This is a genomic window from Nocardia sputorum, from assembly GCF_027924405.1.
Taxonomy (GTDB): domain Bacteria; phylum Actinomycetota; class Actinomycetes; order Mycobacteriales; family Mycobacteriaceae; genus Nocardia; species Nocardia sputorum.
In genome coordinates this window covers 2,856,823-2,883,242 of the sequence record NZ_AP026978.1, presented here as the reverse complement: position 1 = coordinate 2,883,242, position 26,420 = coordinate 2,856,823, and the positions used below count along the sequence as shown (strand labels likewise).

The 26,420-nt window shown below is 69.0% G+C and carries 24 protein-coding genes; 17 read left to right on the top strand and 7 right to left on the bottom strand.

Going from position 1 to position 26,420, the window contains the following annotated elements; translation table 11 throughout:
* The first annotated feature begins 44 nt into the window (after positions 1-44).
* The 12 genes from QMG86_RS13265 to nuoN all read left to right on the top strand — a co-directional run bounded on the left by QMG86_RS13265 (position 45) and on the right by nuoN (position 15,457).
* The gene (locus QMG86_RS13265) at positions 45-599 is read left to right on the top strand and encodes a NuoB/complex I 20 kDa subunit family protein (RefSeq protein WP_043691073.1); all 555 of its coding nucleotides are present in this window, start codon (positions 45-47) and stop codon (positions 597-599) included.
* Positions 596-1,372 carry an NADH-quinone oxidoreductase subunit C gene (locus tag QMG86_RS13260; RefSeq protein ID WP_281879810.1) on the top strand — a complete coding sequence of 259 codons (777 nt, stop codon included), beginning with the start codon at positions 596-598 and terminating at the stop codon, positions 1,370-1,372. Before QMG86_RS13265 ends, QMG86_RS13260 begins: the two co-directional genes overlap by 4 nt.
* The gene (gene nuoD, locus QMG86_RS13255) at positions 1,372-2,691 is read left to right on the top strand and encodes an NADH dehydrogenase (quinone) subunit D (protein ID WP_281879809.1); all 1,320 of its coding nucleotides are present in this window, start codon (positions 1,372-1,374) and stop codon (positions 2,689-2,691) included. Before QMG86_RS13260 ends, nuoD begins: the two co-directional genes overlap by 1 nt.
* Positions 2,688-3,458 carry an NADH-quinone oxidoreductase subunit NuoE gene (gene nuoE / locus QMG86_RS13250; RefSeq protein ID WP_281879807.1) on the top strand — a complete coding sequence of 257 codons (771 nt, stop codon included), beginning with the start codon at positions 2,688-2,690 and terminating at the stop codon, positions 3,456-3,458. The genes nuoD and nuoE overlap by 4 nt, the downstream gene beginning before the upstream one ends.
* Positions 3,455-4,777: an NADH-quinone oxidoreductase subunit NuoF gene (nuoF, locus tag QMG86_RS13245; RefSeq protein WP_281879805.1), complete on the top strand. Its 1,323-nt coding sequence runs from the start codon at positions 3,455-3,457 to the stop codon at positions 4,775-4,777. Before nuoE ends, nuoF begins: the two co-directional genes overlap by 4 nt.
* Positions 4,778-4,878: 101 nt before the next feature.
* The gene (locus QMG86_RS13240) at positions 4,879-7,311 is read left to right on the top strand and encodes an NADH-quinone oxidoreductase subunit G (RefSeq protein ID WP_281880942.1); all 2,433 of its coding nucleotides are present in this window, start codon (positions 4,879-4,881) and stop codon (positions 7,309-7,311) included.
* A complete protein-coding gene (gene nuoH / locus QMG86_RS13235) occupies positions 7,304-9,202 on the top strand; it encodes an NADH-quinone oxidoreductase subunit NuoH (RefSeq protein WP_434086176.1) in 1,899 nt (632 codons plus the stop codon). The genes QMG86_RS13240 and nuoH overlap by 8 nt, the downstream gene beginning before the upstream one ends.
* Positions 9,199-10,029 (top strand): NADH-quinone oxidoreductase subunit J, encoded by an 831-nt coding sequence (locus QMG86_RS13225; protein ID WP_195085403.1) that lies wholly within the window; start codon positions 9,199-9,201, stop codon positions 10,027-10,029. Before nuoH ends, QMG86_RS13225 begins: the two co-directional genes overlap by 4 nt.
* Entirely contained in the window at positions 10,026-10,325 is a 300-nt protein-coding gene (gene nuoK / locus QMG86_RS13220) for an NADH-quinone oxidoreductase subunit NuoK (RefSeq protein ID WP_159840702.1), read from the top strand. The genes QMG86_RS13225 and nuoK overlap by 4 nt, the downstream gene beginning before the upstream one ends.
* A gap of 1 nt (position 10,326) precedes the next feature.
* On the top strand, positions 10,327-12,213 hold the full coding sequence (nuoL, locus tag QMG86_RS13215; RefSeq protein WP_281879804.1) for an NADH-quinone oxidoreductase subunit L: 1,887 nt from the start codon (positions 10,327-10,329) through the stop codon (positions 12,211-12,213).
* Positions 12,210-13,835 carry an NADH-quinone oxidoreductase subunit M gene (locus tag QMG86_RS13210; RefSeq protein ID WP_281879803.1) on the top strand — a complete coding sequence of 542 codons (1,626 nt, stop codon included), beginning with the start codon at positions 12,210-12,212 and terminating at the stop codon, positions 13,833-13,835. The genes nuoL and QMG86_RS13210 overlap by 4 nt, the downstream gene beginning before the upstream one ends.
* Entirely contained in the window at positions 13,832-15,457 is a 1,626-nt protein-coding gene (gene nuoN, locus QMG86_RS13205; RefSeq protein ID WP_281879802.1) for an NADH-quinone oxidoreductase subunit NuoN, read from the top strand. The genes QMG86_RS13210 and nuoN overlap by 4 nt, the downstream gene beginning before the upstream one ends.
* Positions 15,458-15,522: 65 nt before the next feature.
* Here the strand turns inward: nuoN and QMG86_RS13200 are convergent, their stop codons facing one another.
* The 3 genes from QMG86_RS13200 to QMG86_RS13190 are packed head-to-tail and all read right to left on the bottom strand — an operon-like array spanning position 15,523 to position 17,188.
* Positions 15,523-16,350: a helix-turn-helix domain-containing protein gene (locus QMG86_RS13200; protein WP_245663650.1), complete on the bottom strand. Its 828-nt coding sequence runs from the start codon at positions 16,348-16,350 to the stop codon at positions 15,523-15,525.
* Between the two features lie 5 nt (positions 16,351-16,355).
* On the bottom strand, positions 16,356-16,904 hold the full coding sequence (locus QMG86_RS13195) for a DUF6879 family protein (protein ID WP_281879801.1): 549 nt from the start codon (positions 16,902-16,904) through the stop codon (positions 16,356-16,358).
* Positions 16,904-17,188 carry a hypothetical protein gene (locus tag QMG86_RS13190; RefSeq protein WP_159840714.1) on the bottom strand — a complete coding sequence of 95 codons (285 nt, stop codon included), beginning with the start codon at positions 17,186-17,188 and terminating at the stop codon, positions 16,904-16,906. The genes QMG86_RS13195 and QMG86_RS13190 overlap by 1 nt, the downstream gene beginning before the upstream one ends.
* 203 nt (positions 17,189-17,391) lie before the next feature.
* Here QMG86_RS13190 and QMG86_RS13185 point away from each other — a divergent pair, with 203 nt between their 5' ends.
* From QMG86_RS13185 to QMG86_RS13175, 3 genes are all read left to right on the top strand, one after another.
* A complete protein-coding gene (locus QMG86_RS13185; protein WP_281879800.1) occupies positions 17,392-17,631 on the top strand; it encodes a GntR family transcriptional regulator in 240 nt (79 codons plus the stop codon).
* Between the two features lie 345 nt (positions 17,632-17,976).
* Positions 17,977-18,564 carry a TetR/AcrR family transcriptional regulator gene (locus QMG86_RS13180; protein WP_350356385.1) on the top strand — a complete coding sequence of 196 codons (588 nt, stop codon included), beginning with the start codon at positions 17,977-17,979 and terminating at the stop codon, positions 18,562-18,564.
* Positions 18,561-19,397 carry an alpha/beta fold hydrolase gene (locus QMG86_RS13175; protein ID WP_281879799.1) on the top strand — a complete coding sequence of 279 codons (837 nt, stop codon included), beginning with the start codon at positions 18,561-18,563 and terminating at the stop codon, positions 19,395-19,397. The genes QMG86_RS13180 and QMG86_RS13175 overlap by 4 nt, the downstream gene beginning before the upstream one ends.
* A gap of 265 nt (positions 19,398-19,662) precedes the next feature.
* On the opposite strand, the gene QMG86_RS13170 is transcribed toward QMG86_RS13175, so the two are convergent.
* The 4 genes from QMG86_RS13170 to QMG86_RS13155 all read right to left on the bottom strand — a co-directional run bounded on the left by QMG86_RS13170 (position 19,663) and on the right by QMG86_RS13155 (position 23,474).
* Positions 19,663-21,093 (bottom strand): S8 family serine peptidase, encoded by a 1,431-nt coding sequence (locus tag QMG86_RS13170; RefSeq protein WP_281879797.1) that lies wholly within the window; start codon positions 21,091-21,093, stop codon positions 19,663-19,665.
* Positions 21,094-21,147: 54 nt separating this feature from the next.
* Positions 21,148-21,744, bottom strand: coding sequence for a DUF308 domain-containing protein (locus QMG86_RS13165; RefSeq protein ID WP_281879795.1), 597 nt, complete (start codon positions 21,742-21,744; stop codon positions 21,148-21,150).
* A 103-nt stretch (positions 21,745-21,847) separates the two neighbouring features.
* Entirely contained in the window at positions 21,848-22,471 is a 624-nt protein-coding gene (locus tag QMG86_RS13160) for a maltokinase N-terminal cap-like domain-containing protein (protein WP_281879794.1), read from the bottom strand.
* Positions 22,472-22,538: 67 nt separating this feature from the next.
* Positions 22,539-23,474, bottom strand: coding sequence for a hypothetical protein (locus QMG86_RS13155; protein ID WP_281879793.1), 936 nt, complete (start codon positions 23,472-23,474; stop codon positions 22,539-22,541).
* Positions 23,475-24,081: 607 nt separating this feature from the next.
* On the opposite strand from QMG86_RS13155, the gene QMG86_RS13150 reads away from it, so the two are divergent.
* Both QMG86_RS13150 and QMG86_RS13145 read left to right on the top strand, forming a co-directional pair.
* Positions 24,082-25,272 carry an NAD(P)/FAD-dependent oxidoreductase gene (locus QMG86_RS13150; RefSeq protein ID WP_281879792.1) on the top strand — a complete coding sequence of 397 codons (1,191 nt, stop codon included), beginning with the start codon at positions 24,082-24,084 and terminating at the stop codon, positions 25,270-25,272.
* A 10-nt stretch (positions 25,273-25,282) separates the two neighbouring features.
* Positions 25,283-26,224, top strand: a complete 942-nt coding sequence (locus tag QMG86_RS13145; RefSeq protein WP_281879791.1) for a sigma-70 family RNA polymerase sigma factor — start codon at positions 25,283-25,285, stop codon at positions 26,222-26,224.
* Positions 26,225-26,420: the final 196 nt, after the last annotated feature.

Here is a 26,420-nt window from a genome sequence, read left to right as displayed (position 1 = left end):
GCAATCGAATTCGTAGCCGACGAGTGGAAGCGAGTCAGTAGAACATGGGTCTCGAGGAGAAACTGCCCAGCGGCTTCCTGCTGAGCACGGTCGAGGATTTCGCCGGATTCCTGCGCAAAGGCTCCCTATGGCCTGCCACCTTCGGGCTGGCCTGCTGCGCCATCGAGATGATGGCCACCGGCGGAGGCCGGTTCGACATCGCCCGTTTCGGTATGGAAGCATTCCGCGCCTCGCCTCGGCAGGCCGATCTGATGATCGTCGCCGGCCGGGTGAGCCAGAAGATGGCCCCGGTGCTGCGCCAGGTCTACGACCAGATGACCGAGCCGAAATGGGTGCTGGCGATGGGCGTCTGCGCGTCGTCGGGCGGGATGTTCAACAACTACGCCATCGTGCAGGGCGTCGATCACGTGGTGCCGGTCGACATCTACCTGCCAGGGTGCCCGCCCCGGCCGGAGATGCTGCTGAACGCGATCCTGGCACTGCACGCGAAAATTCAACAGATGCCGCTCGGCGTCAACCGCGAGGAGGCCATCCGCGCCGCCGAACAGGCCGCGCTCGCCTCGACGCCGACCATCCGGATGGAGGGTCTGCTGCGATGACCTTCGACACCCCCGACGACACCGACGCCCCGCCCGCGCACGACGCGATCGACGCCGCGGCCACCGCGGGCCCCGAAGGCACCCTGCCGGAGGAGGATGCCGGACAGGCCGGCGCCGAGGTGATCGGCGTGCGCCGCGGCATGTTCGGCGTCACCGGCACCGGTGACACCTCCGGTTACGGCCGGCTGGTCCGGCCGGTCACGCTCCCAGGCAGCACGCCCGCCCCGTACGGCGGCTACTTCGACGAGGTGGTCGACGCGCTGCGCACCGCGCTCACCGCCACGGGTGTCCGCCTGGACGCGGCGCTGGAGAAAGTGATCGTCTTCCGCGGCGAGCTCACCCTGCACGTGCGCCGCGAGCAGTTGCTGCCGGTGGCTCGCGCGTTGCGCGACGACTCCGCATTGCGTTTCGAGCTCTGCCTCGGCGTCGACGGCGTGCACTATCCGGAGGATTCCGGCCGCGAACTGCACGCCGTCTATCACCTCATGTCGATCACGCACAACCGCCGCCTGCGGGTGGAGGTCGCCGCGCCGGACGCGGACCCGCATATTCCGTCGCTCTACGAGGTCTATCCGACCACCGACTGGCACGAACGCGAGACCTACGACTTCTTCGGCATCCGGTTCGACGGGCACCCCTCGCTGACCCGGATCACCATGCCGGACGACTGGCGCGGCCACCCCCAGCGCAAGGACTACCCGCTCGGCGGGATCCCGGTCGAATACAAGGGCGCGCGCATCCCGCCGCCCGACGAGCGGAGGGCATACAGCTGATGACCGACACCGACACCGACGTCACCGCCCCCGAGCCCGCCACGGTCACCGTCGCGGGACAGGACTGGGACCAGGTGGCCGAGACGCTGTCCGGCGCGGGCGAGGAACGCATCGTCGTCAACATGGGTCCGCAGCACCCGTCCACGCACGGCGTGCTGCGGCTGATCCTGGAGATCGAAGGCGAGACGGTCACCGAGGCCCGCTGCGGCATCGGCTACCTGCACACCGGGATCGAGAAGAACCTCGAATTCCGCAACTGGACCCAGGGCGTCACCTTCGTCACCCGCATGGACTATCTGTCGCCGTTCTTCAACGAGACGGCGTACTGCCTGGGCGTGGAGAAACTGCTCGACATCACCGAACAGATCCCGGAGCGCGCCACGATCGTGCGCGTGCTGCTGATGGAGCTCAACCGGATCTCCTCGCACCTGGTCGCCCTGGCCACCGGCGGCATGGAACTGGGCGCGCTGACGCCGATGCTGTTCGGGTTCCGCGAGCGCGAGCTGATCCTCGACGTGTTCGAGACGATCACCGGACTGCGGATGAACCACGCCTACATCCGCCCCGGCGGCCTGGCCCAGGACCTGCCCGACAACGGGGTCACCAAGGTGCGCGAACTGCTCGCGCTGCTGCCCAAACGGCTGCGCGACATGGAACACCTGCTCACCGCCAACCCGATCTGGAAGGCCCGCACCCAGAACATCGGCTACCTCGACCTGCAGGGCTGCATGGCCCTCGGCATCACCGGCCCCGTGCTCCGGGCCACCGGCCTGCCGCACGACCTGCGCAAAGCACAGCCTTACTGCGGCTACGAGAACTACGAATTCGACATCCCCACCACCACCGGATGCGACTGCTACGGCCGCTACGTCATCCGGGTGGAGGAGATGAAGGAGTCGCTGAAGATCGTCGAGCAGTGCCTGGACCGGTTGCGGCCCGGCCCGGTCATGATCGACGACAAGAAGATCGCCTGGCCGGCCGACCTACAGGTCGGCGCGGACGGACTCGGCAACTCCCCCAAGCACATCGGCAAGATCATGGGCACCTCCATGGAGGGGCTGATCCACCACTTCAAGCTGGTCACCGAAGGCATCCGCGTCCCCGCGGGCCAGGTGTACGCGGCGGTGGAGTCGCCCCGCGGCGAACTGGGCGTGCACATGGTCAGCGACGGCGGCACCCGGCCCTACCGGGTGCACTATCGCGACCCCTCGTTCACCAATCTGCAAGCGGTCGCGGCGATGTGCGAGGGCGGCATGGTCGCCGACGTCATCGCCTCGGTCGCCAGCATCGACCCGGTCATGGGCGGAGTGGACCGATGAACCAGACAACGCACGGTGACAGCCCGAACGGCGGTGGCTACTGGACCGGCGGGACGCAAGTCCTGCTGAAGCTCAGCACCCGGCCCGAGCCCTATCAGCCTTTCGTGCGAGAACGGCTGGAAACCGACGCCAAGGAGATCATCGCGCGCTATCCGCATCCGCGCTCGGCGCTGCTGCCGCTCCTGCACCTGGTGCAGTCCGAGGAAGGCTACGTCACCGGCACCGGCATCGAATTCTGCGCCGAGCAACTGGGTTTGACCGGCGCCGAAGTCACCGCGGTGGCCACTTTCTACTCGATGTTCCGGCGCACCCCCACCGGCGACTACCACGTCGGAGTCTGCACCAACACGCTCTGCGCGGTCATGGGCGGCGACGCCATCCTCGCCGCGCTCGAGCACCACCTCGGCATCGGGCACGGCGAGACCACAGCGGACGGATCGATCACCCTCGAGCACGTCGAGTGCAACGCGGCCTGCGACTTCGCGCCGGTGGTCATGGTCAACTGGGAGTTCTTCGACAACCAGACCCCCGAATCCGCGCAAGCCCTGGTGGACGCGCTGCGGGCCGGACAGCAAGTCACCCCCACCCGGGGCGCGCCGCTGTGCACGTTCAAGCAGACCGCCCGCATCCTCGCCGGCTTCCCCGACGAGCGTCCCGGCGTGCTCGACGGCGCCGCCGGTGACGCGACGCTCGCCGGTCTGCGCGTCGCCCGCGAACAGGGCATGCGAGCCCCTGCGCCGCACGAGGATCCGGAGGGCCCGCGATGACGCTCACTCCGGTGCTGAGCACCTACTGGGATGATCCGCAGTCCTGGACGATGGACACCTACCTGCGGCACGACGGCTACCAGGCGCTGCGCACCGCCCTGCGGATGGAACCCGACCAGATCATCCAGACCGTCAAGGACGCGGGCCTGCGCGGCCGCGGCGGCGCAGGCTTCCCCACCGGCATGAAGTGGAGCTTCATCCCGCAGGGCCCCGGACCCGACGGCGTCACCAAACCGCACTACCTGGTGGTGAACGCCGACGAGTCGGAACCAGGCACCTGCAAGGACATTCCGCTGATGCTCGCCGCGCCGCACGCGCTGATCGAAGGCGTCATCATCGCCGCCTACGCCATTCGCGCGGCGCACGCGTTCATCTACGTGCGCGGCGAGGTGGTTCCGGTGCTGCGGCGGCTGCACGCCGCGGTGGCCCAGGCCTACGCGGCGGGCTTCCTCGGTCATGACATCCTCGGCTCCGGCTACGACCTCGAGCTGATCGTGCACGCGGGCGCGGGCGCCTACATCTGCGGTGAGGAGACGGCGCTGCTGGACTCGCTGGAAGGCCGCCGCGGCCAGCCGCGCCTGCGTCCGCCGTTCCCCGCCGTCGCCGGTCTGTATGCCTGCCCGACCGTGGTGAACAACGTGGAATCGATCGCCAGCGTGCCGCCGATCATCCGCAACGGCATCGCCTGGTTCCGCTCGATGGGCAGTGAGAGGTCACCCGGATTCACCCTCTACTCGCTGTCCGGTCACGTGACCCGGCCGGGACAGTACGAGGCGCCGCTGGGCGTCACGCTGCGCGAGCTGCTCGGCTACGCGGGCGGCGTGCGCGCCGGGCACCGGGTGAAGTTCTGGACGCCGGGCGGCTCCTCCACGCCGCTGTTCACCGAAGAACACCTCGACGTGCCGCTCGACTACGAAGGCGTCTCGGGCGCGGGATCCATGCTCGGCACCAAGGCGTTGCAGATCTTCGACGACACCACCTGCGTGGTGCGGGCCGTGCTGCGCTGGACCCAGTTCTACGCCCACGAGTCCTGCGGCAAGTGCACCCCGTGCCGGGAGGGCACCTACTGGCTGGTGCAGCTGCTGGAACGGATCGAAGCGGGCACCGGCGTTGCGTCCGACCTGGACAAACTGCTCGACATCAGCGACACCATCAACGGCAAGTCGTTCTGCGCCCTCGGCGACGGCGCGGCCAGTCCGATCATCTCCTCGCTGAAGTACTTCCGCGAGGAATACGCCGAGCACCTGCGGCTCGGCGGATGCCCATTCGACCCGGCGCGCTCCACCGCATGGGCCGAGTCAGGAGGAGAGGTCCGATGAAACCGGTATCGCGCAGCGACTCGATCCGAGGTGGCGGCCGGACGACGGGTGGGCCCGCCGTCGTGCGGAACCACACGGGCGGACCCGCTCCCGCCGACCTGGTGACGCTGACCATCGATGACACGGAGGTCAGCGTGCCGCCCGGCACGCTGCTGATCCGTGCCGCCGAACTGATCGGCATCCAGGTACCCCGCTTCTGCGACCATCCGCTGCTCGACCCGGTCGGCGCCTGCCGCCAATGCCTGGTGGAGGTCGAGGGACAGCGCAAGCCCGTCGCCTCCTGCACCATGGCCGTCACCGACGGCATGGTGGTCCGCACCCAGCTCACCTCGCCCGCCGCCGACAAGGCGCAGGAGGGCGTGATGGAACTGCTGCTGATCAACCATCCGCTCGACTGCCCGGTGTGCGACAAGGGCGGCGAGTGCCCGCTGCAGAACCAGGCGATGTCCACCGGCCGCGCCGAATCCCGGTTCGACGGACGCAAACGCACCTATCCCAAACCGATTCCGCTGTCCACGGCCGTGCTGCTGGACCGGGAACGCTGCGTGCTCTGCGCCCGCTGCACCCGGTTCTCCCAGCAGATCGCGGGCGATCCGTTCATCGAACTGATGGATCGCGGTGCGCTGCAACAGGTCGGCACCGCGCAGGCCGAGCCGCTGGATTCCTACTTCTCCGGCAACACCGTGCAGATCTGCCCGGTCGGCGCGCTCACCGGCACCGCCTACCGGTTCCGCGCGCGTCCGTTCGACCTGGTTTCCAGCCCGAACGTCTGCGAGCACTGCGCCTCCGGCTGCGCACAGCGCACCGATCACCGGCGCGGCAAGGTCCTGCGCCGGCTGGCCGGGGACGACCCGCAGGTCAACGAAGAGTGGAACTGCGACAAGGGCCGGTGGGCGTTCACCTACGCCAGCGAACCCGACCGGCTCACCACGCCCCTGGTGCGCGGGTGGGACGGCGAGCTGGCCCCCGCCTCCTGGTCGGAGGCGCTGGCCGCGGCCGCGGAGGGACTGGCCGCGTCGTTCGGCAACGCGGGCGTGCTGGTCGGCGGCCGGGTCACCGAGGAGGACGCCTACGCCTACGCCAAATTCGCCCGAGTCGCCCTCGGCACCAACGACATCGACTTCCGCGCCCGCGCGCATTCGGCGGAGGAGGCCGATTTCCTCGCCGCCCGCGTCGCCGGCCAGGACGGCACGGTGACCTACGACAGCATGGAGGCCGCGCCGGTCGTCCTGCTCGTCGGATTCGAACCCGAAGAAGAGTCGCCGATCGTCTACCTGCGGCTGCGCAAGGCCGCACGCAAGCACCGGCTGCCGATCTACTCGCTCGCGCCGTACTCCTCACGCGGACTCGACCGCATGTCCGGACGGCTGATGCGCACCGTGCCGGGCGCCGAACCGCATCTGCTCGACGCCATCCGCACCGGCGAGATCACCACCCCCGGAGCGGATCCCGCCCAGCTGGCCGATCTGGCCCGGCTGCTGCGCGAACCCGGCGCGGTGATCATGGTCGGTGAGCGGACGGCCGGCGTCGCGGGTGCGCTGTCGGCCGCCGTGCGCCTGGCCGAGGAAACCGGAGCAGCCCTCGCGTGGGTGCCGCGCCGGGCCGGCGAACGCGGCGCGGTCGAAGCGGGCGCGCTGCCCGGCCTGCTGCCCGGCGGACGGCCGGTCGCCGATCCGCGTGCCCGCCAACAGGTCCGGGCGGTCTGGAACGTGCCCGAGCTGCCCGTCGGCGCGGGCCGGGACACGACGGCCATCCTGGAGGCCGCGTCCGGTCTCGGTGCTCTCGTCATCGGCGGCGTCGACGTCGCCGACCTGCCCGACCCGGCCGCCGCGCTGGCCGCCATCGACGCGGCCAGGTTCGTGGTGAGCCTGGAACTGCGCCGCAGTCCGGTCACCGAACGCGCCGACGTGGTGTTCCCGGTGGCCGCGGCCATGGAGAAGGCCGGAACCTTCCGCACCTGGGAGGGCAGGCCGCGCCCGTTCGCCGCCGCGCTCGGCGACGACATGGTGCGCCGCCAGAGCGCGCCGCTGTCGGATCAGCGGGTGCTGCACGCCATCGCCGAGGAGATGTCGGTGCGCCTGGGCTTGCCCGACATCGAGTCCGCCCGCGCCGAACTCGCCGAACTCGGCGCGTGGGACGGCGCGCCCGTCTCCGCGCCCACCCACCCGCCGCATCCGCTGCCGCAGCCCCAACCCGGCACCGCGGTGCTCGCCAGTTGGCGGATGCTGCTGGACGAGGGACGCATGCAGGACGGCGAACCGAATCTCGCCGGCATCGCCCGGCCCCCGGTAGTACGCCTGTCGGCCGCCACCGCCGCCGAACTCGGCGCGCAACCCGACGATCCGGTCACCGTCGCCACCGGCCGCGGCGCGGTCACGCTCCCGCTGATGATCAGCGACCTCCCCGATCGGGTGGTGTGGCTGCCGCAGCACTCGCCCGGCTGCTCCATCGCCGAGCAGCTCGCCGTCCAGCCCGGCGCGATCGTGCATCTGCGGCACGCCGACGAGAGGATGAAGGAGCACCGTCATGAGTGATCTCGCCACACTCGTCGCTTCGTCCGCGGTGGCGCACGCCGCGGCCTCGGATCCGTACACTCCCGCGGGCTTCGGACACGACCCGCTGTGGCTCGTGATCGCCAAAGCCGTGGCCGTCTTCATCTATCTGATGCTGATTCCGCTGATCGCCGTGCTCGCGGAACGAAAGATCGTGGCGCGCATGCAGATGCGGATCGGCCCGAACCGGACCGGGCCGTTCGGCTCCCTGCAGAGCATCGCCGACGGCGTGAAGATGGCCCTCAAGGAGGACATCGTCCCGGCGATCGTGGACAAGCCGATCTACATCTTGGCGCCGGTCATCTCGGTGGTGCCCGCCTTCATGGCGTTCGCGGTGATCCCGCTCGGGCCGCAGGTGTCGGTCTTCGGCGTCACCACCCCGCTGCAGCTCACCGATCTGCCGGTGGCGGTGCTGTACATCCTCGCGATCACCTCCATCGGCGTCTACGGCATCGTGCTGGCCGGCTGGTCGTCGGGATCCACCTATCCGCTGCTGGGCGGGTTGCGCTCCACCGCGCAGGTCATCTCCTACGAGATCGCCATGGCGCTGTGCTTCGCGACGGTGTTCCTGCTCGGGGGCACCATGGCCACCTCCGGCATCGTGTCCGCGCAGGAAGGCACCTGGTATGTGTTCCTGCTGCTGCCGTCGTTCCTGATCTACTGCGTCTCGATGGTCGGCGAGACCAACCGGGCGCCGTTCGATCTGCCCGAGGCCGAGGGCGAGCTGGTCGGCGGCTTCCACACCGAGTACTCCTCGCTCAAGTTCGCCATGTTCATGCTGGCCGAATACGTCAACATGGGCACCGTGTCCGCGCTGGCCACCACCTTGTTCCTGGGTGGCTGGCGGGCGCCGTGGCCGCTGAACATGTGGGACGGCGCGAACTCCGGGTGGTGGCCGGTGCTGTGGTTCACCGCCAAAGTCTGGACGTTCCTGTTCGTGTTCATCTGGCTGCGCGGCACCCTGCCCCGGCTGCGCTACGACCAATTCATGAACCTGGGCTGGAAACTGCTGATCCCGACCTCGCTGGCATGGGTCATGGTGGTGGCCACCGCGCGGGTGCTGCAAGCTGAGGGCTATCCGGTGCAGACCCCGATCCTCGTGATCGGCGGCGTGCTGGTCACCGGCCTGCTGGTGTTGCAGTTCCTGCGGGCAGGCCGGGCCGGGGCGACCCCGCCACCGGTCGAGGAACCCGCCGCCGCGGATGCCACCGATTCGACGGTCTTCCTCGGTTTCCCGGTGCCGCCGCTGCCCGCCGACGCGCACGCGCGCGACGCCACCCGCGCCAAAGCGGGCCTGTTCGAGCCGCTGTCCGGGTTCGCGGTCACCGCCGCGACCATGTTCAAGAAGCCCAACACCGAGTTCTATCCCGAACAGAAGACGCCGACCGCGCCGCGCTACCACGGCAGGCACCAGCTCAACCGCCATCCCGACGGCCTGGAGAAGTGCATCGGCTGCGAACTGTGCGCGTGGGCCTGCCCGGCGGACGCGATCTACGTCGAAGGCGCCGACAACACCGAGACCGAACGGTTCTCCCCCGGTGAGCGATACGGGCGGGTCTATCAGATCAACTACCTGCGCTGCATCGGCTGCGGCTTGTGCATCGAGGCCTGCCCCACCCGGGCGCTGACGATGACCAACGACTACGAGATGACCGACGACAACCGAGCCGATCTCATCTACGAGAAGGACCGGTTGCTCGCCCCGCTGCAGCCCGGGATGACCGCGCCGCCGCACGCCATGCACCCCGGCGCCGACGAGGCGGACTACTACCTCGGCCGGGTGCCCGGCGCCGCGCCGGCCACCAACGGAGCCACGGCGACCGATGCGCCCCGGCGACCCGCCACCACAGGCGTGGAAGGAGCGACACGGTGACCGAACTGATCCTGGCCGCGGAGCCGTTGACCCGCGCCTCCACCGGCGAGACCGTCCAATTCTGGATCCTCGCCCCGCTGGCCGTGCTCGGCGCGCTCGGCATGGTGTTCGCCCCCAAGGCGGTGCATTCCGCGCTGTGCCTGGCCGCCACGATGATCGCGCTGGCCGCGTTCTACATCGCCCAGGACGCGCTGTTCCTCGGCGTGGTGCAGATCGTGGTCTACACCGGCGCGGTGATGATGCTGTTCCTGTTCGTGCTGATGCTCGTCGGTGTCGACTCCGCCGAATCGCTGAAGGAGACCATCCGCGGCCAGCGGCTCGCCGCGGCCGCGGTGGGCCTCGGCTTCGGGCTGCTGCTCAGCGGCGGCATCGCCCACGGCGTGCGGGAGTCCGCGATCACGTTCCCCGCCACCGGGTTCCCCGGTCGCGACGTGATCGCCGAACTGGCCGAGCTGATCTTCCTGCGCTACGTGTGGGCCTTCGAACTCACCGGCGCCCTGCTGATCACCGCCACCATCGGCGCCATGGTGCTGGCCCACCGCGAGCACTTCGGACCACGCACCGATCAGCGCGAACTGTCGCGCCGCCGGTTCCGCGAGAAGGGACACCGCGCGACTCCCCTGCCCACCCCCGGCGTCTACGCCAGGCACAACGCGGTGGACATCCCCGCGCGGCTGCCCGACGGGTCGTTCGAGGAACTGTCGGTCAGCACCATCCTGCGGCACCGCCGCACCAGGGCGCTCACCGAAGCGGCCGTGATCTCGGTCGGCACCACGCCCGCATCGGACGGGACCGACAACCCCAGCGACGAGGAAGGCAACCGGTGAATCCCGAGAACTACCTGTTCCTGTCCGCCCTGCTGTTCACCATCGGCGCGGCCGGAGTGCTGCTGCGGCGCAACGCCATCGTGGTGTTCATGTGCATCGAGCTGATGCTCAACGCGGTGAACCTCGCGTTCGTCACCTTCGCCCGGATGCACGACGACCTCGACGGGCAGGTGTTCGCGTTCTTCACGATGGTGGTCGCCGCGGCCGAGGTGGTCGTCGGCCTGGCCATCATCATGACCATCTTCCGCGCCCGCCGCTCGACCTCGGTCGACGACGCCAACCTGCTGAAGTTCTGACGTGGACACCGCAACGCTGTGGCTGCTGCCCGCCCTCCCCCTGGCGGGCGCTGTCGTCCTGCTGCTGACCGGACGCTACGCCGACAAGTGGGGTCATCTGCTCGGCACCGCGATCGCGCTGGCCTCGTTCGCGGTCGCCGTGCTCGGGTTCGCCGACATGCTCGGCCGCGACACCGCCGACCGCGCGATGCACCAGAACCTGTTCAGCTGGGTCCCGGTGGCCGGCCTGCAGGTCGACTTCTCGCTGCAAGTGGACCAGCTGTCGATGTGCTTCGCGCTGCTGATCACCGGCGTGGGTTCGCTCATCCACGTCTACTCGATCGGCTACATGAGCCACGATCCGGCGCGACGAAGGTTCTTCGCCTACCTGAATCTCTTCCTCGCGGCGATGCTGCTGCTGGTCCTGGCGAACAACTACCTCGTGCTCTACCTCGGCTGGGAGGGCGTCGGCCTCGCCTCCTACCTGCTCATCGGGTTCTGGCACGAGAAGCCCTCGGCGGCAACGGCGGCGAAGAAGGCGTTCGTGGTCAACCGGGTCGGTGACATGGGCTTGGCCATCGCGATGATGGTGATGTTCGCGACGTTCGGGTCGATCGACTTCGGCGTCGTGTTCGGCGCCGCGCCCGCCGCGAGCGAGGGCACGCTCACCGCGATCGGCCTGTTGCTGCTGCTGGCCGCCTGTGGCAAGTCCGCCCAGGTCCCGCTGCAGTCCTGGCTCGGTGACGCGATGGAGGGCCCCACCCCCGTGTCGGCGCTCATCCACGCGGCCACCATGGTCACCGCGGGCGTGTACCTGATCGCGCGCTCCCACGCGATCTTCGACCTCGCGCCGAACGCGCGCCTCGGCGTGGTGCTGGTAGGCGCGGTCACCCTGCTGTTCGGCGCGATCATCGGCTGCGCCAAGGACGACATCAAGAAGGCGCTGGCCGCCTCCACGATGAGCCAGATCGGCTACATGGTGCTGGCCGCCGGACTCGGCCCCGCCGGATACGCCGTCGCCATCATGCACCTGCTCACCCACGGGTTCTTCAAGGCCGGGCTGTTCCTCGGCGCCGGTTCGGTCATGCACGCGATGGACGACGAAACCGACATGCGCCGCTACGGCGGACTGCGCACCCTGCTGCCGATCACCTACGTCACCTTCGGTCTCGGCTACCTGGCCATCATCGGGGTGCCGCCGTTCGCCGGATTCTTCTCCAAGGACCGGATCATCGAAGCGGCGTTCAACCAAGGCGGGGTGAACGGGATCGCGCTCGGCTCGGCGGCGTTGCTCGGCGCGGGCCTGACCGCGTTCTACATGACGCGGGTGATGCTGATGACGTTCTTCGGCGAGCGCCGCTGGAAACCGGACACCCACCCGCACGAGTCTCCCGCGGTGATGACCGGCCCGATGATCCTGCTCGCCCTCGGCTCGGTCGGGGCCGGAGCGGTGTTCGTGTTCGGCTCCTCGCTGCAGAATTGGCTCGAACCGGTCGTCGGCGCCCACCACGGCACCGAGACCGTCCCCGCGGCGCTGGTCACAGTACTCGCGCTCGGCGTGGTCGCCGTCGGCGTCGCGGTCGCCTACTCGCAGTACGCACAACGCGACATCCCCGAGACCGCGCCCGAAACCGTGTCCGCGCTGACCGTGGCCGCGCGCCGCGACCTCTACGGCGACGCGGTCAACGAAGCCGCGTTCATGCGGCCCGGCCGGCATCTGACCCGGGCGCTGGTCTTCCTCGACAACCGCGGCATCGACGGCGTCGTCAACGGCACCGCGGCACTGATCGGCGGGTTGTCCGCACGGGCCCGGCGCGTGCAGTCCGGATTCGTGCGCTCCTACGCCCTGTCCATGTTCACCGGCGCGGCCCTGGTGGCTGCCGCCCTGCTGGCGGTGAGGTTGTGGTGAACGAGTTCCCCTGGTTGACGACGCTGTGGCTGGCCCCGGTCGTCGGTGCGGCGATCGTACTGGTACTGCCTGCCGCGCAGCGCACCCTCGCTCGAGCCGTGGCACTGGGCTTCTCGGTGCTCGTCCTGGGTATCGGCATCGGGCTGGCCGTGCGGTTCGATACCGCCGGAGGCCAATACCAGTTCGTCGAATCCCACCAATGGATTCCGGCGTTCGGCGCCGGCTACACCCTCGGCCTCGACGGCATCGCGCTGGTCCTGGTGCTGCTGACCGCGGCGCTGGTGCCCCTGCTGATCCTGGCGGGCTGGCACGACGAACGCGAAGTCGGCAGCGGCAAACGGGTGGCCCACACCTACGTCGCGCTCACTCTGCTCGTCGAGGCGATGGTGCTGGTCTCCTTCGTCGCCCTGGACATCTTGCTGTTCTACGTGTTCTTCGAGGCGATGCTCATCCCGATGTACTTCCTCATCGGCGGGTTCGGGCCGCGCACCGGGGATGCCCTGCTGCGCAGGCAGCGTTCCCGTGCGGCGGTGAAATTCCTGCTCTACAACTTGTTCGGCGGGTTGATCATGCTGGCGGCGGTGATCGGGTTGTACGTCCTCACCGCGCGCGAAGGGCTGGGCGAGGGATCCGCGGGCACGTTCGATTTCCGCACGGTGGTCGCCGCCGCCAACACCGGGCAGCTCGGCGCCGGGCCCGCGGTGCTCAATGCCCTGTTCCTCGGCTTCATGTTCGCCTTCGCGGTCAAGGCCCCGCTGTGGCCGCTGCACACCTGGCTGCCCGACGCCGCCGTCGCGGCGACGCCGTCCAGCGCCGTGCTGATGATGGCGGTGGTCGACAAAGTGGGCACCTTCGGCATGCTGCGCTACTGCCTGCTCCTTTTCCCCGGCGCGTCGGACACCTATGCGCCGCTGGTGATCACGCTCGCGGTGATCGGCATCGTGTACGGCGCCCTGCTGGCCATCGGGCAGACCGACGTGATGCGCCTGATCGCCTACACCTCGATCTCCCACTTCGGCTTCATCATCCTCGGCGTCTTCGCCATGACCAGCCAGGGCCAAACCGGCGCGACGCTGTACATGGTCAACCACGGCATCTCCACCGCCGCGCTGTTCCTGGTGGCCGGATTCCTGGTCTCGCGGCGCGGTACCCGGCTCATCGCCGAGTACGGTGGCGTGCAGAAGGTGGCTCCCGTGCTGGCAGGCACCTTCTTCATCGCCGGTCTGGCGACGCTGTCGCTGCCGGGGCTCGCCCCCTTCGTCAGTGAATTCCTGGTGCTGATCGGGACATTCACCCGCTACCAGTTCGCTGCCGTGGTCGCCGCCAGCGCGCTGGTGCTCGCGGCTCTCTACATTCTGTGGCTCTACCAGCAGATGATGACCGGGCCGGTGAAGAAGGGCAACGAGCGCATCTATGATCTCGCGCCGCGCGAAGTCGCCGTGGTGGTGCCGCTGATCGTCGCGCTGCTGTTCCTCGGCATCTATCCGAAGGTCCTGACCGACTTCATCAATCCCGCGGTGAGCCAGACGCTCACCACCATCGGCCGCAACGATCCCGCGCCCTCGACACCACCACTGCCGGAAGCGGGATCGGCCCACCAGTCCGGAGGTGCCCACAAGTGAACGTCCCGGCCTCCGCTACGACGCTCGCCGCGAGCGTCCCCGCGCCGAGCATCGAATACGGCGCCCTGTCCCCGATGCTCATCGTGTTCGGCGCCGCCGTCCTCGGCGTCCTGGCCGAAGCGTTCGTCGCCCGGCGCTACCGCTATGCCACCCACTTGGTGCTGAGCGTGGCCGGGCTGGCGGCGGCGTTGATCGCCGTGGTGGCGTTGGCGGGCACCGAGACCGCCGCCGTCGCCGGTGCGGTCGCGATCGACGGTGTGACGCTGTTCCTGCAAGGCACCATCCTTGTCGTATCGATCCTGGGAGTGTTGTTCATCGCCGAGCGCGGAGCCGAGCCCCGTACGCAGGCGCGGTCGGGTCCGGGAACCTGGAGCCGCGCCGCCGCTGTTCGGGAACGGGGCGTGGACGCGTTCACGCCGCAGGCATCGGCGGTACCAGGCAGCGCGGCCGAAGCGGCGGCGCTGCGCGCGGGCGTGGCGACCACCGAGGTGTTCCCGCTGACGCTGCTCGCCGTCGGCGGCCTGCTGCTGTTCCCGGCGTCCAACGACCTGCTGACCATGTTCGTCGCCCTCGAAGTGCTGTCGCTTCCGCTGTACCTGCTGTGCGGACTGGCCCGGCGCAAGCGGTTGCTGTCCCAGGAAGCGGCGCTGAAATACTTCCTGCTCGGCGCGTTCTCCTCGGCGTTCTTCCTCTACGGCGTCGCGCTGCTGTACGGCCAGGCGGGTACGGTGCGGCTCGGCGGCATCGCCGACGCGATCGCGCAGCATCCGGACAACGCGACGCTGGCGGTGCTCGGGATCGCGATGCTCGCGGTCGGCCTGCTGTTCAAGATCGGCGCGGTGCCGTTCCAGTCCTGGGTGCCCGACGTTTACCAGGGCGCTCCGACCGCGATCACCGCTTTTATGGCAGCAGCCACCAAGATCGCGGCGGTCGGCGCGCTGGTGCGCGTGCTCCAGGTCGCGGTGCCCGGCCTGCGCGACGACTGGCGGCCCATCCTCGCGGCCGTCGCGATCGCCACCATGGCCGTCGGCGCGGTCATGGCGATCACGCAGACCGACGTCAAACGAATGCTCGCGTATTCCTCGGTGGCGCACGCCGGTTTCCTGCTCACCGGTCCGGTGGCGGCCAACGACCGCGGTGTCGCGGCGGTGCTGTTCTATCTGGCCGCCTACGGTATCGGCACGCTCGGCGCGTTCGCGGTGGTCAGCCTGGTCCGCGAACCGGACGGCGACGAAGCGACCGGCCTGCCGCGATGGGCCGGGCTCGGCCGCCGCTCCCCTTGGCTGGCCACGGTTTTCGCGCTGTTCCTGCTCTCTTTCGCCGGACTGCCGCTCACCAGCGGCTTCGTCAGCAAGTTCGCCGTCTTCGAGGCCGCCGCCTCCGGCGGTGCGGCACCGCTGGTCGTCATCGGCGTGATCTGCAGCGCCGTCGCGGCGTTCTTCTATCTGCGGGTCATCGTGCTGATGTTCTTCACCGACCCGCCCGCCGACGCTCCGGTGCTGGTGTCCCCGCCGGTGACGACAACGATCGTGGCGATCACCGCGGCGGTGACCTTCGCGCTCGGCGTCTTCCCACAGCCGCTGCTCGACCTCGCCGGCCAGGCGGCGACCTTCGTGCGCTGACCCCGAGGCGGCGGTGCCGCCGCTGGACGACAGTGGCGGCATCGCCGTCGCGCCGTCGCGTGCACTCAGCTGCCGCGGCGGCGTTCCAGCGCCTTAGCGATCAGCGCGCGGGCGCGATCGCCGTACTCGGCTTGGTCGGCGAGGATCGCGAAGGTCCGCTCGTGCAGAGCGATTTCCGACGGACGCGTGATGGTGAGCTCGGCCGAGACCGTCTCGGTGAGCACCTGCGCGCGGTCGTAGATGACGAAGTTCGTCGCGGGGGCGCGGTAGTCGGCGCAAATCGGGATGATGCCCAGCCGCACCCTGGGGTTGGCCATCACGGCCAGCAGGTGCGCGAGTTGTTCGGCCATGGTGGCGGCGTCGCCGACCGTGCGCCACAGCGCGGCCTGGTTGACCACGAAATGGAACCGGTGCTTGGCCCGGAAGAGCACTTGCTTGCGGGCCATGCGCGCGGCCACCGCGTCCTCCAGGTCGTCGCGTCCACCGGTGACCGCGATGCAGGCGGTCAGGATCGCGCGCGCGTAGCCCTCGGTTTGCAGCAGTCCCGGCAAGGTGTCCGGGGCGTACCAGCGGATCTGCGTGGTCTGCGCCTCCAGATCGATCGACTGCCGTTGCCTGCGCGCGTGCCCGGAGGCGACGGTGCGCTGCCATTCCAGGTACATAGACTGCAGATTGCGCGCGTTGGCGACCAAATCGTCCAGCACGGCGGTATTGCCGCACGCCTCGCACCACGCGGCGAGATCCGCCTCCGAAGGCGTCTGCTTGCCGCCCTCGATCCGCGACACCTTGCTGGAATGCCAGCCGCATCTCGCGGCCAGCTCCAGGCCGGTCAGGTGGGCGGCACGACGTAGTTCACGCAGGCGCGCGCCCAGCACCTCGCGTGCGTCCGACACACCGTTCACTCGGGTACGTGCTCACTCTCGGAATATCGTTGATGATCGATGCCCTTGGGCCACAGTCGTTCCCGCACCTGCAGGTAGCGGGCGATCAGCGCCGGGTCGGTGGTGATCGACAGCCCCATGAACGCCCCGTTCTCCGCGAAGGTGTTGAAGGCGAGGAGGTTCGTGTCGAACAGCCAGTAATCGTCGGAGGGCAGATCGAGTGGGTCGATCAGATGCCGCGGCAGCCAGCGCACGGTCTCGCCGGTGGCGATGTTGTCGTCGGTCGCCGACACCAGCCATCGGGTGTAGCCGGTGTGCGGGACGGTCACGACGCGCAGCCGCTCGAGCGTGACCCCGCGCGTGGCTGACTCGACCATCAGAGCGTCCCAGGCTTTCCACGACTCGGGCTGTTCCTCTCGCTCGTACGCTACTCCGGCATCGAAGCGGCGCAAGGCTTCCTGCTCGTCCTCCATCACGTAGTGGTCTCGAACCTCCAGATGGAAGGCACGGAATCGAGCCGCCCGGAAGAGCGGCTCGAAACAGCGGTCGCCGACGACGTGCAACATCAGCGCACCACCACGGCGGTTTCGTGACAGTCGAGGGTCAGCTGGGCGAGCAGTTCCGGATCGGTGACCGGTTCACCGGCTACCAGCACCGAACCGCACGTTCCGCTCGCCTCCACCCGTAGCCACATGCCCGGTTCCAGCCAGTCCAGCAACTGGTGCGGCACGAGGACCGTCCCGGTGCGGTCGGTGGCATCGCCCTGCACCACGAGCACGCCGGTGTCGGTGGCGTACACGGCGGGACAAGCTCCATGATCGGATCCGGATCCGAGAAGTCGCAGGTTCATAGCTGATCCTTTGCGAGAGCTGACGGACGATGTCGTGCAATCGTCCCCACCGGAGGCGCTGCCGGTCAACGCGATTCGCAAAGTCGCGCAAAGTCATGGCGAGGGTGTCGGTGTGGCTTCTACCGTCGATTCGGCAACTCCGGCCGCCGAGCCTCAGTCGATTCCTGGGTTGCCTTCTCCCCGAGGGAAAGGGCTGCGATATGATGAGACGACCCAGGACTGCCGCCGATTTCGCGGTGCTGGGTGTGCTGGCGCCAGGAGGATTGCTCACCGTCGAGCAACTGGCTCAGCAGGCGCGACTGACCTCATGGACGGTCCGCAGCGCATTGCTGCGCCTGCAGTCGCGCGGTCTGATCATGGATTGTCAGCATCGCGGCCGCTGGTCCATCACCCCGCGGGGCCGGGGCGAATGGGCCGCGAAGGGACGGCGATTCACTTTGTGAGCCGATTCGTGCGGCTTCGGTCGGGGCGCCGAGGTTGTCCGGATGGACTTGCCGGCGGAATGCCGACTCGGTGACATCGGTCGGCCATGCGGTTCGCGAACGTTCGATCGTCGCGGCGCTCCGTGGCCAACGTCAGGCCGAATCCACTTCCGGAACAAGCTGCGACGGTTCGCCGGGCCAGCTGATCGGTTTGCCACGCCTCGACGACGGACGCTTCCAAAGGTCCGTTGGGCAAGGCAGCGGTTCGTAGCCCGAATACCGGTGTGCCTGCCGAAGCACCTCCTCGACTTTGCAAACCTAAGGCTCCTAGGTTATAAACTAGTAGAACTAGGAATGGAGGCGCGCATGATGGCTCGAGCCGGGCTGACCGCGGAGCGAATCACCCGCGCCGCGGCAGATCTCGCCGACGACATCGGACTGGACAACGTCACCATGTCGGCGGTGGCCAAGAAGTTCGGCGTGCAGGACGCGAGCCTGTATTCCCACGTCAAGAATCTGCGCGACCTCCGCGCGCGCGTCGCCGTGCTGGCGGCCACGGAGAAGACCGAGCTGATCGCGGCCGCGGTGGCCGGTCGCGCCGGACGCCACGCACTCGCCGCTTACGCCCACGCTTGGCGGGACTACGCCCTGCGCTACCCCGGCCGGTACGCCGCGACGCAACTCCCGTTCGATCCGGAAGTCGCGCGCACCGCGACCGGCGCGCTGCGCGCCGTCGAACTGACCTACAGCATGCTGCGCGCCTACGGTTTGGCCGAACCCGACCAGACGGACGCCGTGCGATTGCTGCGCAGCACCTTTCACGGCTACAGCGTTCTCGAGGCGACCGGCGGATTCGGACACACGCGCTCCACGGCCGACTCCTGGGAACGCATCATCGATGCCCTGCACGTCACCCTCGAGCAGTGGCCGGCCGAGAACAAGGAGAAACAATGAGATCCGGCACTCTGCGCGTACCGGGAGCCACGCTGTACTACGAGGTGAGCGGCGCCGGGCCGGTGCTGCTGTTGCTACCGGGAAGCGGAGGCGACGCGGCGGTCTTCGACCCCATCCTCGAACCGCTCGCGCGACACTTCACCGTGGTCACCATCGACCCGCGCGGCTACTCCCGCAGCGTGCTCGACCCCGGCCCACCGGCCGATATCGAGGTCCACGTGCAGAGCGAGGACGCCCACCTCCTGCTGGAGCGCCTCACGCCTGCGGGTGAAGACGCCTACGTGTTCGGCGGCAGCGGCGGCGCGGTGGTCGCGCTCGATCTGCTCGCCCGCCATCCCCAGCGGTTACGGCTGGTGATCGCACACGAGCCACCGTCTTTCGGCGTGCTGCCCGACGCCGCCGAACACAAGGCGTTCGTCGACGAGGTGTACGAACTGTTCGTCACCGACGGTCTCGCCGCGGCGGGCGCCCGCTTCCTCGAAGGCATCGGCGGAGGCGTAAACATGCCCGACACCGCCCAGCTCTCGCCGCGCGCCGCGGCGATGATCGAACGTCTGCACGCCAACGCACCGCGCAACATGGAACACGAATTGCGCACGATCACCTCGCATCTGCCCGATGTGGCGGCCTTGAGGCCGGTCATCGATCGCCTCGTGCTGGGCGCGGGCCGGGAAAGCAAGGGCAAGCTCCCCTACCGTCCCGCGCAGACACTCGCCGCGCAGCTGAACATTCCGCTCACCGAGTTTCCCGGCGGCCACAGCGGATTCACCGACGCACCCGCCGAATTCGCCCAGGTGCTGCTCGAATTGCTGCTGGCCGCGCGCGTGGAGTGATCATCGTGACCGGTCAGGGCACGGCCCGGTCGACCATCGCTGAAGTGCCGACCGGGCCCGAGCTGTAGCTCCTCCCCGCCGACGCGATCGAGCACCGTTGCCGAGTGAGTCGCTGCCGGTAGGCCATCAGCTGCTGCCTGAGCTGGATTCCATTCCTGTCAACTAATCACCGACCGGATTTCACTTGGCGTAATCGACTGAACCAGCACTGGTCACTCGACTGAGTCCGAGTACTTCGTCCCCGGTGGGATGGTCCCCCGACGGCCTATCGCGGCAGGATCATCGACTTCAGATCCGGCAGATTGCCGATGCGCTGGGTCGCGGGACGTTCCGGCGCATCGGTCTGCGGCGAGCCGGTGTCCCGCAGCCGCGCACGCACCTCCGCGGGCGTCTTGCGTCCGGCCGCGGCCGCGCTCATTCCCTGGAAGCTCGTGACCGCGCCGACCACGATCGGCGACGCGCTCGACGTTCCGGCGAATACGTCGGTGTACCAGAGGTCCTCGTCGGGTCCGCCTTGCAGGTCGCCGTACCCGGTGGTGGTGACTTCCAGTCCCCAGCCTTGCACGTCGACCCGTTCCCCGTAATTGGAGAAGGAGAGGCGGGATCGGGCCGGGCCGTGGTCGCGGCCGTGGAAGCCGGGTGGGGGTGCACCGGCTCCGACGACGATCGCGCCGGAGTCGGCCGCGCCGCCGCGGAACGGATTGCGCCAAGTATCCGGGAACTCCGCCGGGCGGGTGTCGTAGATCGCGTCGTCGAGATCCTCGCCGCCGTTACCGCCCGCCTCCACCACGATGACGCCTTTGCCGACCGCGTAGCGGATCGCCGCGGCGTCGTCGGGCCACCATTCGATCGCGATGTAGCCCCGTTGATCCGGCCGGTTGGCGTAGGCGAATCGGGGGCCGGGACGGTGCAGTTCGAGCAGCATCACATCGCCGGTGTTCAGCGCATCCGCAGCGGAGCGGATCGCGGCGGCCGAACCGGATCCGAAGATCGACACCGCACGGATGTAGGCCTCGGGAACGATCCCGGTGATCCCGTAGGCATTCACGTCGCCGCTGATCACCCCGGCGACCGCGGTGCCGTGGTCGCGCCAGCCCTGCTGCGGTGAGGGACTGCCGCCGATCACCCCGCCTTGGTTGACCTGCAAGTCCTCGTGGGTGAACCGCCACGCGCCCTCGATATCCACCACGCGAACGCCGGTCCCGCGGCCCCCGGGTACCGTCCAGGCCCACCGGGCATCGATGCCCTGCGGAGCCGCGTCCAAGTACCCCTGCCGCACCGCGAAATCCGGCGTCACCGGCGGCGCCTCGGCAGCGGAGCGGCCGGTGATCGCTCGCGCGCCTTCCGGCGCGAGAGGCGGTTCGGCGGGCGGCTTCACATATGCCGCCGCCACCTCGTCGGCGGCTCGCAGGCGCGCGGCCAGCTCGTCGAGTTCGCCGGTGACACCGCGGACGAAGAAGTAGTTGAGGTATGCCCCGCCCGTCTCCAGGTGCGGGGTGCCGGTGAGTCTGCGCTCCAAACGGTTGGCCGGTCCGAAGATCCGCACGAGTTCACCACCGGGCGGGAGCAGTTCCGCCAGACGTGATTGCGCGCCGCGACTGTCGTTCAGAGCGATCGGCGTGATTGCGGTGTCGACGCCGTGGGTGATCACGATCAGCTCCGCGGGTGACCGGAGCGCGAAGTGCTGGGATGCCATAACGCCCAGTCAACCTGGACAGGACACGGCTCGCCACCGGATGTGTTCTCGTGCTCAGCCATCCAGGCGCAAGCTCGGCACCACGCCCGGCATCGTGACCACGTCACGCCGGGAACCCGTGGCGAACAGAGCTTCCATCGTCCCGATCGCGACCAGGCACGGCCCGGCCACCCAGCCGAGCGCGTCCGGCGACTCGAACAGCACCGCGCTCACCAGCACGCCGAACGCCAGCGTGACCAGTCCGAACAGCTCGTGCCATCCGCGCCGGGTCAGGTCGTCGACCCAGACCGCGACCGTGGCGTGGCAGATCCCGCGGATCGCCCAGGCCAATCCGATCCAGAACGACAGCAGCGGAGTGGAATTCCCGCCCGCGAAGCACAACGCCGCCAGCAGAGCCGACACTATGCCACTGACCAGCACGAGCACTCGTAACGGCGTGGCGAAGCGGGCACCGACCGCCACGACCGATTGCAGGACGCTGTTGAGCAGTAAATAGCAGCCGGACAGCAGTTCCGCTGCCGGCAGCGACTTGTGCGGCCACACCGCTAGAGCCACACCCATGATCATCGAGCAGGCACCGGCCACCAGTACCGTCTGCCGGACCGCGCCGGCCAGTGGTTCCGTACGCCCTCGAACTTCGGTTTCGGGCATAGCTACATGATATGACCGGAGTTACGGTTAGCGGCTCGTTTGCCTCACCACGGCACCGTCATCCACGCGCGGGTGTCCGGTAGGTCTGCCGGACATCCTCGAATTACGCAGCCAGCTCGATGAATACGCCGGTGACGGTAGTGCCGTCATGTAGTAGCCAAGGGGCGATGACATGACCGGCGACGGCCGGTTCCGCTACCTGCAGAAGGCGGTGGACTCGCACGGTCCGCTCGCCCACCGGGATATCGGTGCACACCGATTCGTCTCGGGCGACACCGAATCCTTGTGTGAGCGAGAGCGTGTCGTCACTGCGGACGGTGACCGAGGAATCCGGCGCGTTGCTTTCGTTCTGGGCCTGCGGTCGCGCCTTTCCGGTGAGCAAGGCGACGATCTGGGCCACCGCCACCGGGTCACGGGTGGCGTCGTACACCCACCGGGTGCCGAGCACACCGTGTTCGGAAGTGCCCACGAGCGCGTCGGCGGCCTGCGGTAGGGGCGAGCCCCGGTAAGTCAGCGGAACGTGATAGGTGCACGGCCGCGCTCCGGAGTGATCTGTGACCGCCAGGAATTCGATCCCGACTTCCCCCTCCGGGTCGTCGAGCCGGAATCCACCGGCTTTCCGGAGATCCGCCTGGTTCGCCCCGCGATACCAGGCACGACTGGGCAACCACGAGGCAAGCAGTTCCATCTTGGTGGGGACCATGGTGGTCCGGTGAACGACGGACATGCCGGATCATCCTTTCTCTAGGCCACACTGCTGTACCGAGAATGTGGTCGGCACCGCAGCGGGCCGATCACGCGTCACTGCGCCGTTCCGGTTCGGTAGCGGGCGGCTTGCGGCGAGTTTCGGCGAGGAGTTCGTCCAGTTGGGCTTCGGCGCGTTCGGCGCGCGCGAGGGTCTGGGCGCGGGCTTCGTCCAGCGCTTCCAGACGTTGCGCGGCTTCCACACGCACCTTCTCGACGGCGGCTGCGGCCTCGGCGCGGACGGAGGCGAGTTCGGCCGCCGTGGCGCGACGGGTGTCGGCGAGCTCGCTGCGGGTGGCGTCGAGTTCAGCGCGTACTCGCCGCCATTCGGCTCGTGCCTCGTCGGCGGCTTCGGCACGTTCGGCGGCGGTGCGTTCGGCTCGCTCGGCCGCTCGTTCGGCGTCGGCTGCGCGCTGGGCGGCGAGATCGCGTTCGGAGTGGGCGGCCGCGATCTGTGCCGCCGCTTCCCGCCGGGCCTGCGCGATGTCGGCCTCGGCGCGGCGTTCGGCTCGCTGAACCTTTTCCGCGGCTTGCTGTTCGAGGCGTTCGGCCTGCTCGGCGGACTCACGGCGCACGGTGCGTATCTCGGCTTCCGCGGCGCTGCGGGCCGCGAACACCTCGTCTGCTGCCTGCTTGGTGACTCGTTCGACTTCGCGCAGCGCGTCGTCGCGCGCCGCATCGGCCTCCGCGATCCGTGCTTCGGCCTGCTCGGCAGCGCTCGCCGCGTCGTCGGCGGCGGACTCGGCGAGTTCCCTGGCCTCGTGCGCCTCCCGCCGGGCCTGCTCGGCCGCCACGGCCGCGCCCTCCGCCTCGGCGATCCGCCGTGCGGCGTCGACCTGTACTGCTTGCACCTGGGCTTCGGCGATCGCCGGGTCGGCGAGCGTGGACAACTCTGCGACGGCGGCGCTGAGCGTGGTGTTCAACTGCTCGGCGAGCCCGCGGAATTGGGTGAGCAGTTCATCGGCGCGCAACCGCGCGACAGTCACCGGCCCCGGTTGCGTCACAGTGACGGGAGCAGCTGCCGCCTCGGATTCCTGTTGCTGCCGTTGCCGTTCCCGCCACGCGCGCCATCGCGTGTGATCCGGCCGATCACAGTACTCGGAGGGACGGCCGGGCCCCGCTGCACTCGTGATGGGACGGGAGCAGCCCGGATAGTTGCACACCTTCGACACGGCCAGATCGTAGCGTCTGTCTCACCGCCCGAGCCCGAGCTCGGCCGCTCGGTGAATCGCGGTCGGCAGCGGAAATGTCCAGCTGCCAGGATGCTGCCCTGCGCGGCAGGCGCGGTGAGCAGGTGCTTTCACTACGACCGCAGAACGCGCTCGAGCGCACTCCGGCCTGCACGTCCTCGCGTGGGTTGCCCACCGGGCAGGCCACACTCCCATGCCCGGCCGATCTCGATGTGGCCGGCACCCATAGAAGGCGCGCATCCGCGGGCTCGCCGGATCAGGGCGTCATCGCAGCGCCGTATCCCTCGGCCGACGTCATTCGTCTGCCGAAGCCTCAGCGGTGACCCACGTCACCGGTTGATGCTGTCAGGAATTCGGGGGCTGTCTCGTTCAGGGAGCACGCGAACCCAGACAGGAGCGAACCATGAAGCACCGCATCGTCGTCCTCGGGGCCGGATACGCCGGAGCCTTCTCCGCCGGATACCTGGCGCGCCGACTTCACCCCGAGGACTTCGAGATCACCGTCGTCAACGCCGAACCCGATTTCATCGAGCGGCTGCGCCTGCATCAGCTCGCCGCCGGCCAGGATCTCCGCCACCGGCCGCTGGCGGAGATATTCGCGGGCACCGGTATCCGGCTACGAGTCGCGCGGGTAACCACCATCGACGCCGAGCACCGGACCGTCACCGTCGCCGATGGCAACGGCATCGACCGGCTCGAATACGACACCCTCCTCTACACGCTCGGCAGCACCGCCGCCGACCACGGCGTTCCCGGCGTCGATGGCCATGCCTTCCACGTGGCTGCGCGACCGGCCGCGCTGCGCCTGCGCGCACGCCTGGACGAGCTGGGCGCGGACGGGAAGGTGCTGGTGGTCGGCGGCAACCTGACCGCGATCGAGGCCGCCACCGAGATCGCCGAATCCCGTCCAGGACTTCGGGTCGGCCTCGCCACCAGCGGCGAACTGGGCGGCTGGCTGGGCACGAAGGCCCGTCGTCACCTGCTGCGTTCCTTCGACCGGTTCGGTATCACCGTCCACGAGCACACCAGCATCGTGCGCGTCGAACAGGCGGCGGCGCTCGCCGCCGACGGCACCGCTTTCGCCTCCGACGCGACCGTGTGGGCCGCAGGCTTCGCCGTCCACCCGATCGCCGCCGCCAGCGGCCTCGCGGTGGAACCCAACGGCCAGATCACCGTCGACCGGCACATGCGGTCGGTCTCGCACCCGGATATCTATGTCGCCGGTGACAGCGTCTTCGTCATCGGTGACAACGGTCGGCCGTTGCCGATGTCCTGCGCTTCCGCGGGACCCACGAGCAAGCAGGCGACGGCCGCGATCATCGGGGACCGGACCGGGCGCGATATCCCGACGTTCGCGATGTCGTATGTCGGCAACCACATCAGCCTCGGCCGCAAAGACGCGATCTACCAGCCGGTCGACGGTGCCGCGCGATCGAAGTCGTGGGCCCTTCGTGGCCGGACGGCCGCGCGCGTCAAGTCGGCGATCCTCGACACCGCCGCCTGGGCCCTGAGTCACCCGACCTTCGGAATGCCGAGTCACCGGTACCGCTCGGCCCCCGCCCGAGAGCACTCGCACGACGTGGTCGCCGCATAGAGTCGTGCTCATGGACACGGCCACCGTGGCGCGTTTCGAGGCCAGCCGGAATCGGCTGGCCTCGCTCGCCTACCGCCTGCTCGGCTCGGCCGCCGACGCCGAGGACACGGTGCAGGACGCGTTCCTGCGGTGGCAGGCGGCCGACCAGGAGCACGTCGAGGTGCCCGAGGCCTGGCTGACCAAGATCGTCACCAACCTGGCGCTCGACCGGCTCCGTTCGGCGAAGGTTCGGCGCGAACGCGCGGTCGGCGCCTGGATGCCCGAACCGCTCCTGGACGGTGACCCGATGCTGGGCCCGGCCGACACCGTCGAGCAGCGCGAATCGGTGACCTTGGCGGTGCTGACGCTCATGGAGCGTCTGTCGCCGGTCGAACGGGCCGTCTACGTGCTGCGCGAGGCTTTCGCGTACAGCCACGCCGAGATAGCCGACATTCTCGGCATCACCGAGTCCGCAAGCCAGCAACACGCCCACCGAGCCAAGCGTCGAATATCCGCCGCCCGCAACGGCGCCGACATCGACCACGCCGCCGCGCGCCGAATCGTCGAAGCCTTTGTCGATGCCGCTTCCTCGGGCCGGACCGAACGGCTGGTGGCGCTTTTGACCGACGACGCGACCGGCATTTCCGACGGCGCCGGGCTGGGGACGGCCGAGAAACTGATCCGGTACTCGACGCCGGAGCGGATCGCCGGCGCGGTGCGGGCCGGTTTCAAACCGTCGCCGGCCAAGCGCAGACTCGCCGGTGGCTCGCCCTCGATCCATGCCGCCGTGGTCAACGGCTGCCCGGCCATGCTCGCCACACTCGGCGACCGGGTCGTGGGCGTCACGATCCTGGAGATCCGTGACGACAAGATCGCACGCGTGCGCGGCATCGCCGCCCCGGACCGACTCCGTCGCCTCACCACGCAATGGCAGCGGCAGGAGCACGATGTCCCGCTGATCGAATCGTGGTAATCGACCGTCCGGCATTCGATCTCACGTTCGTCCATTGCACCCGTCGAACACCGCCGCTCGGCCGTGGTCGACGTTGTGGACTTCACCGAGCGTGGATACGGCAGCAATTCCGGTCGGCTGAGACCGCTAGATCTGACCTCCGATAAGTGAACCTTATCGGCGGTCAGATTCCCCGATTCGTTCTTCTGCCACGGAT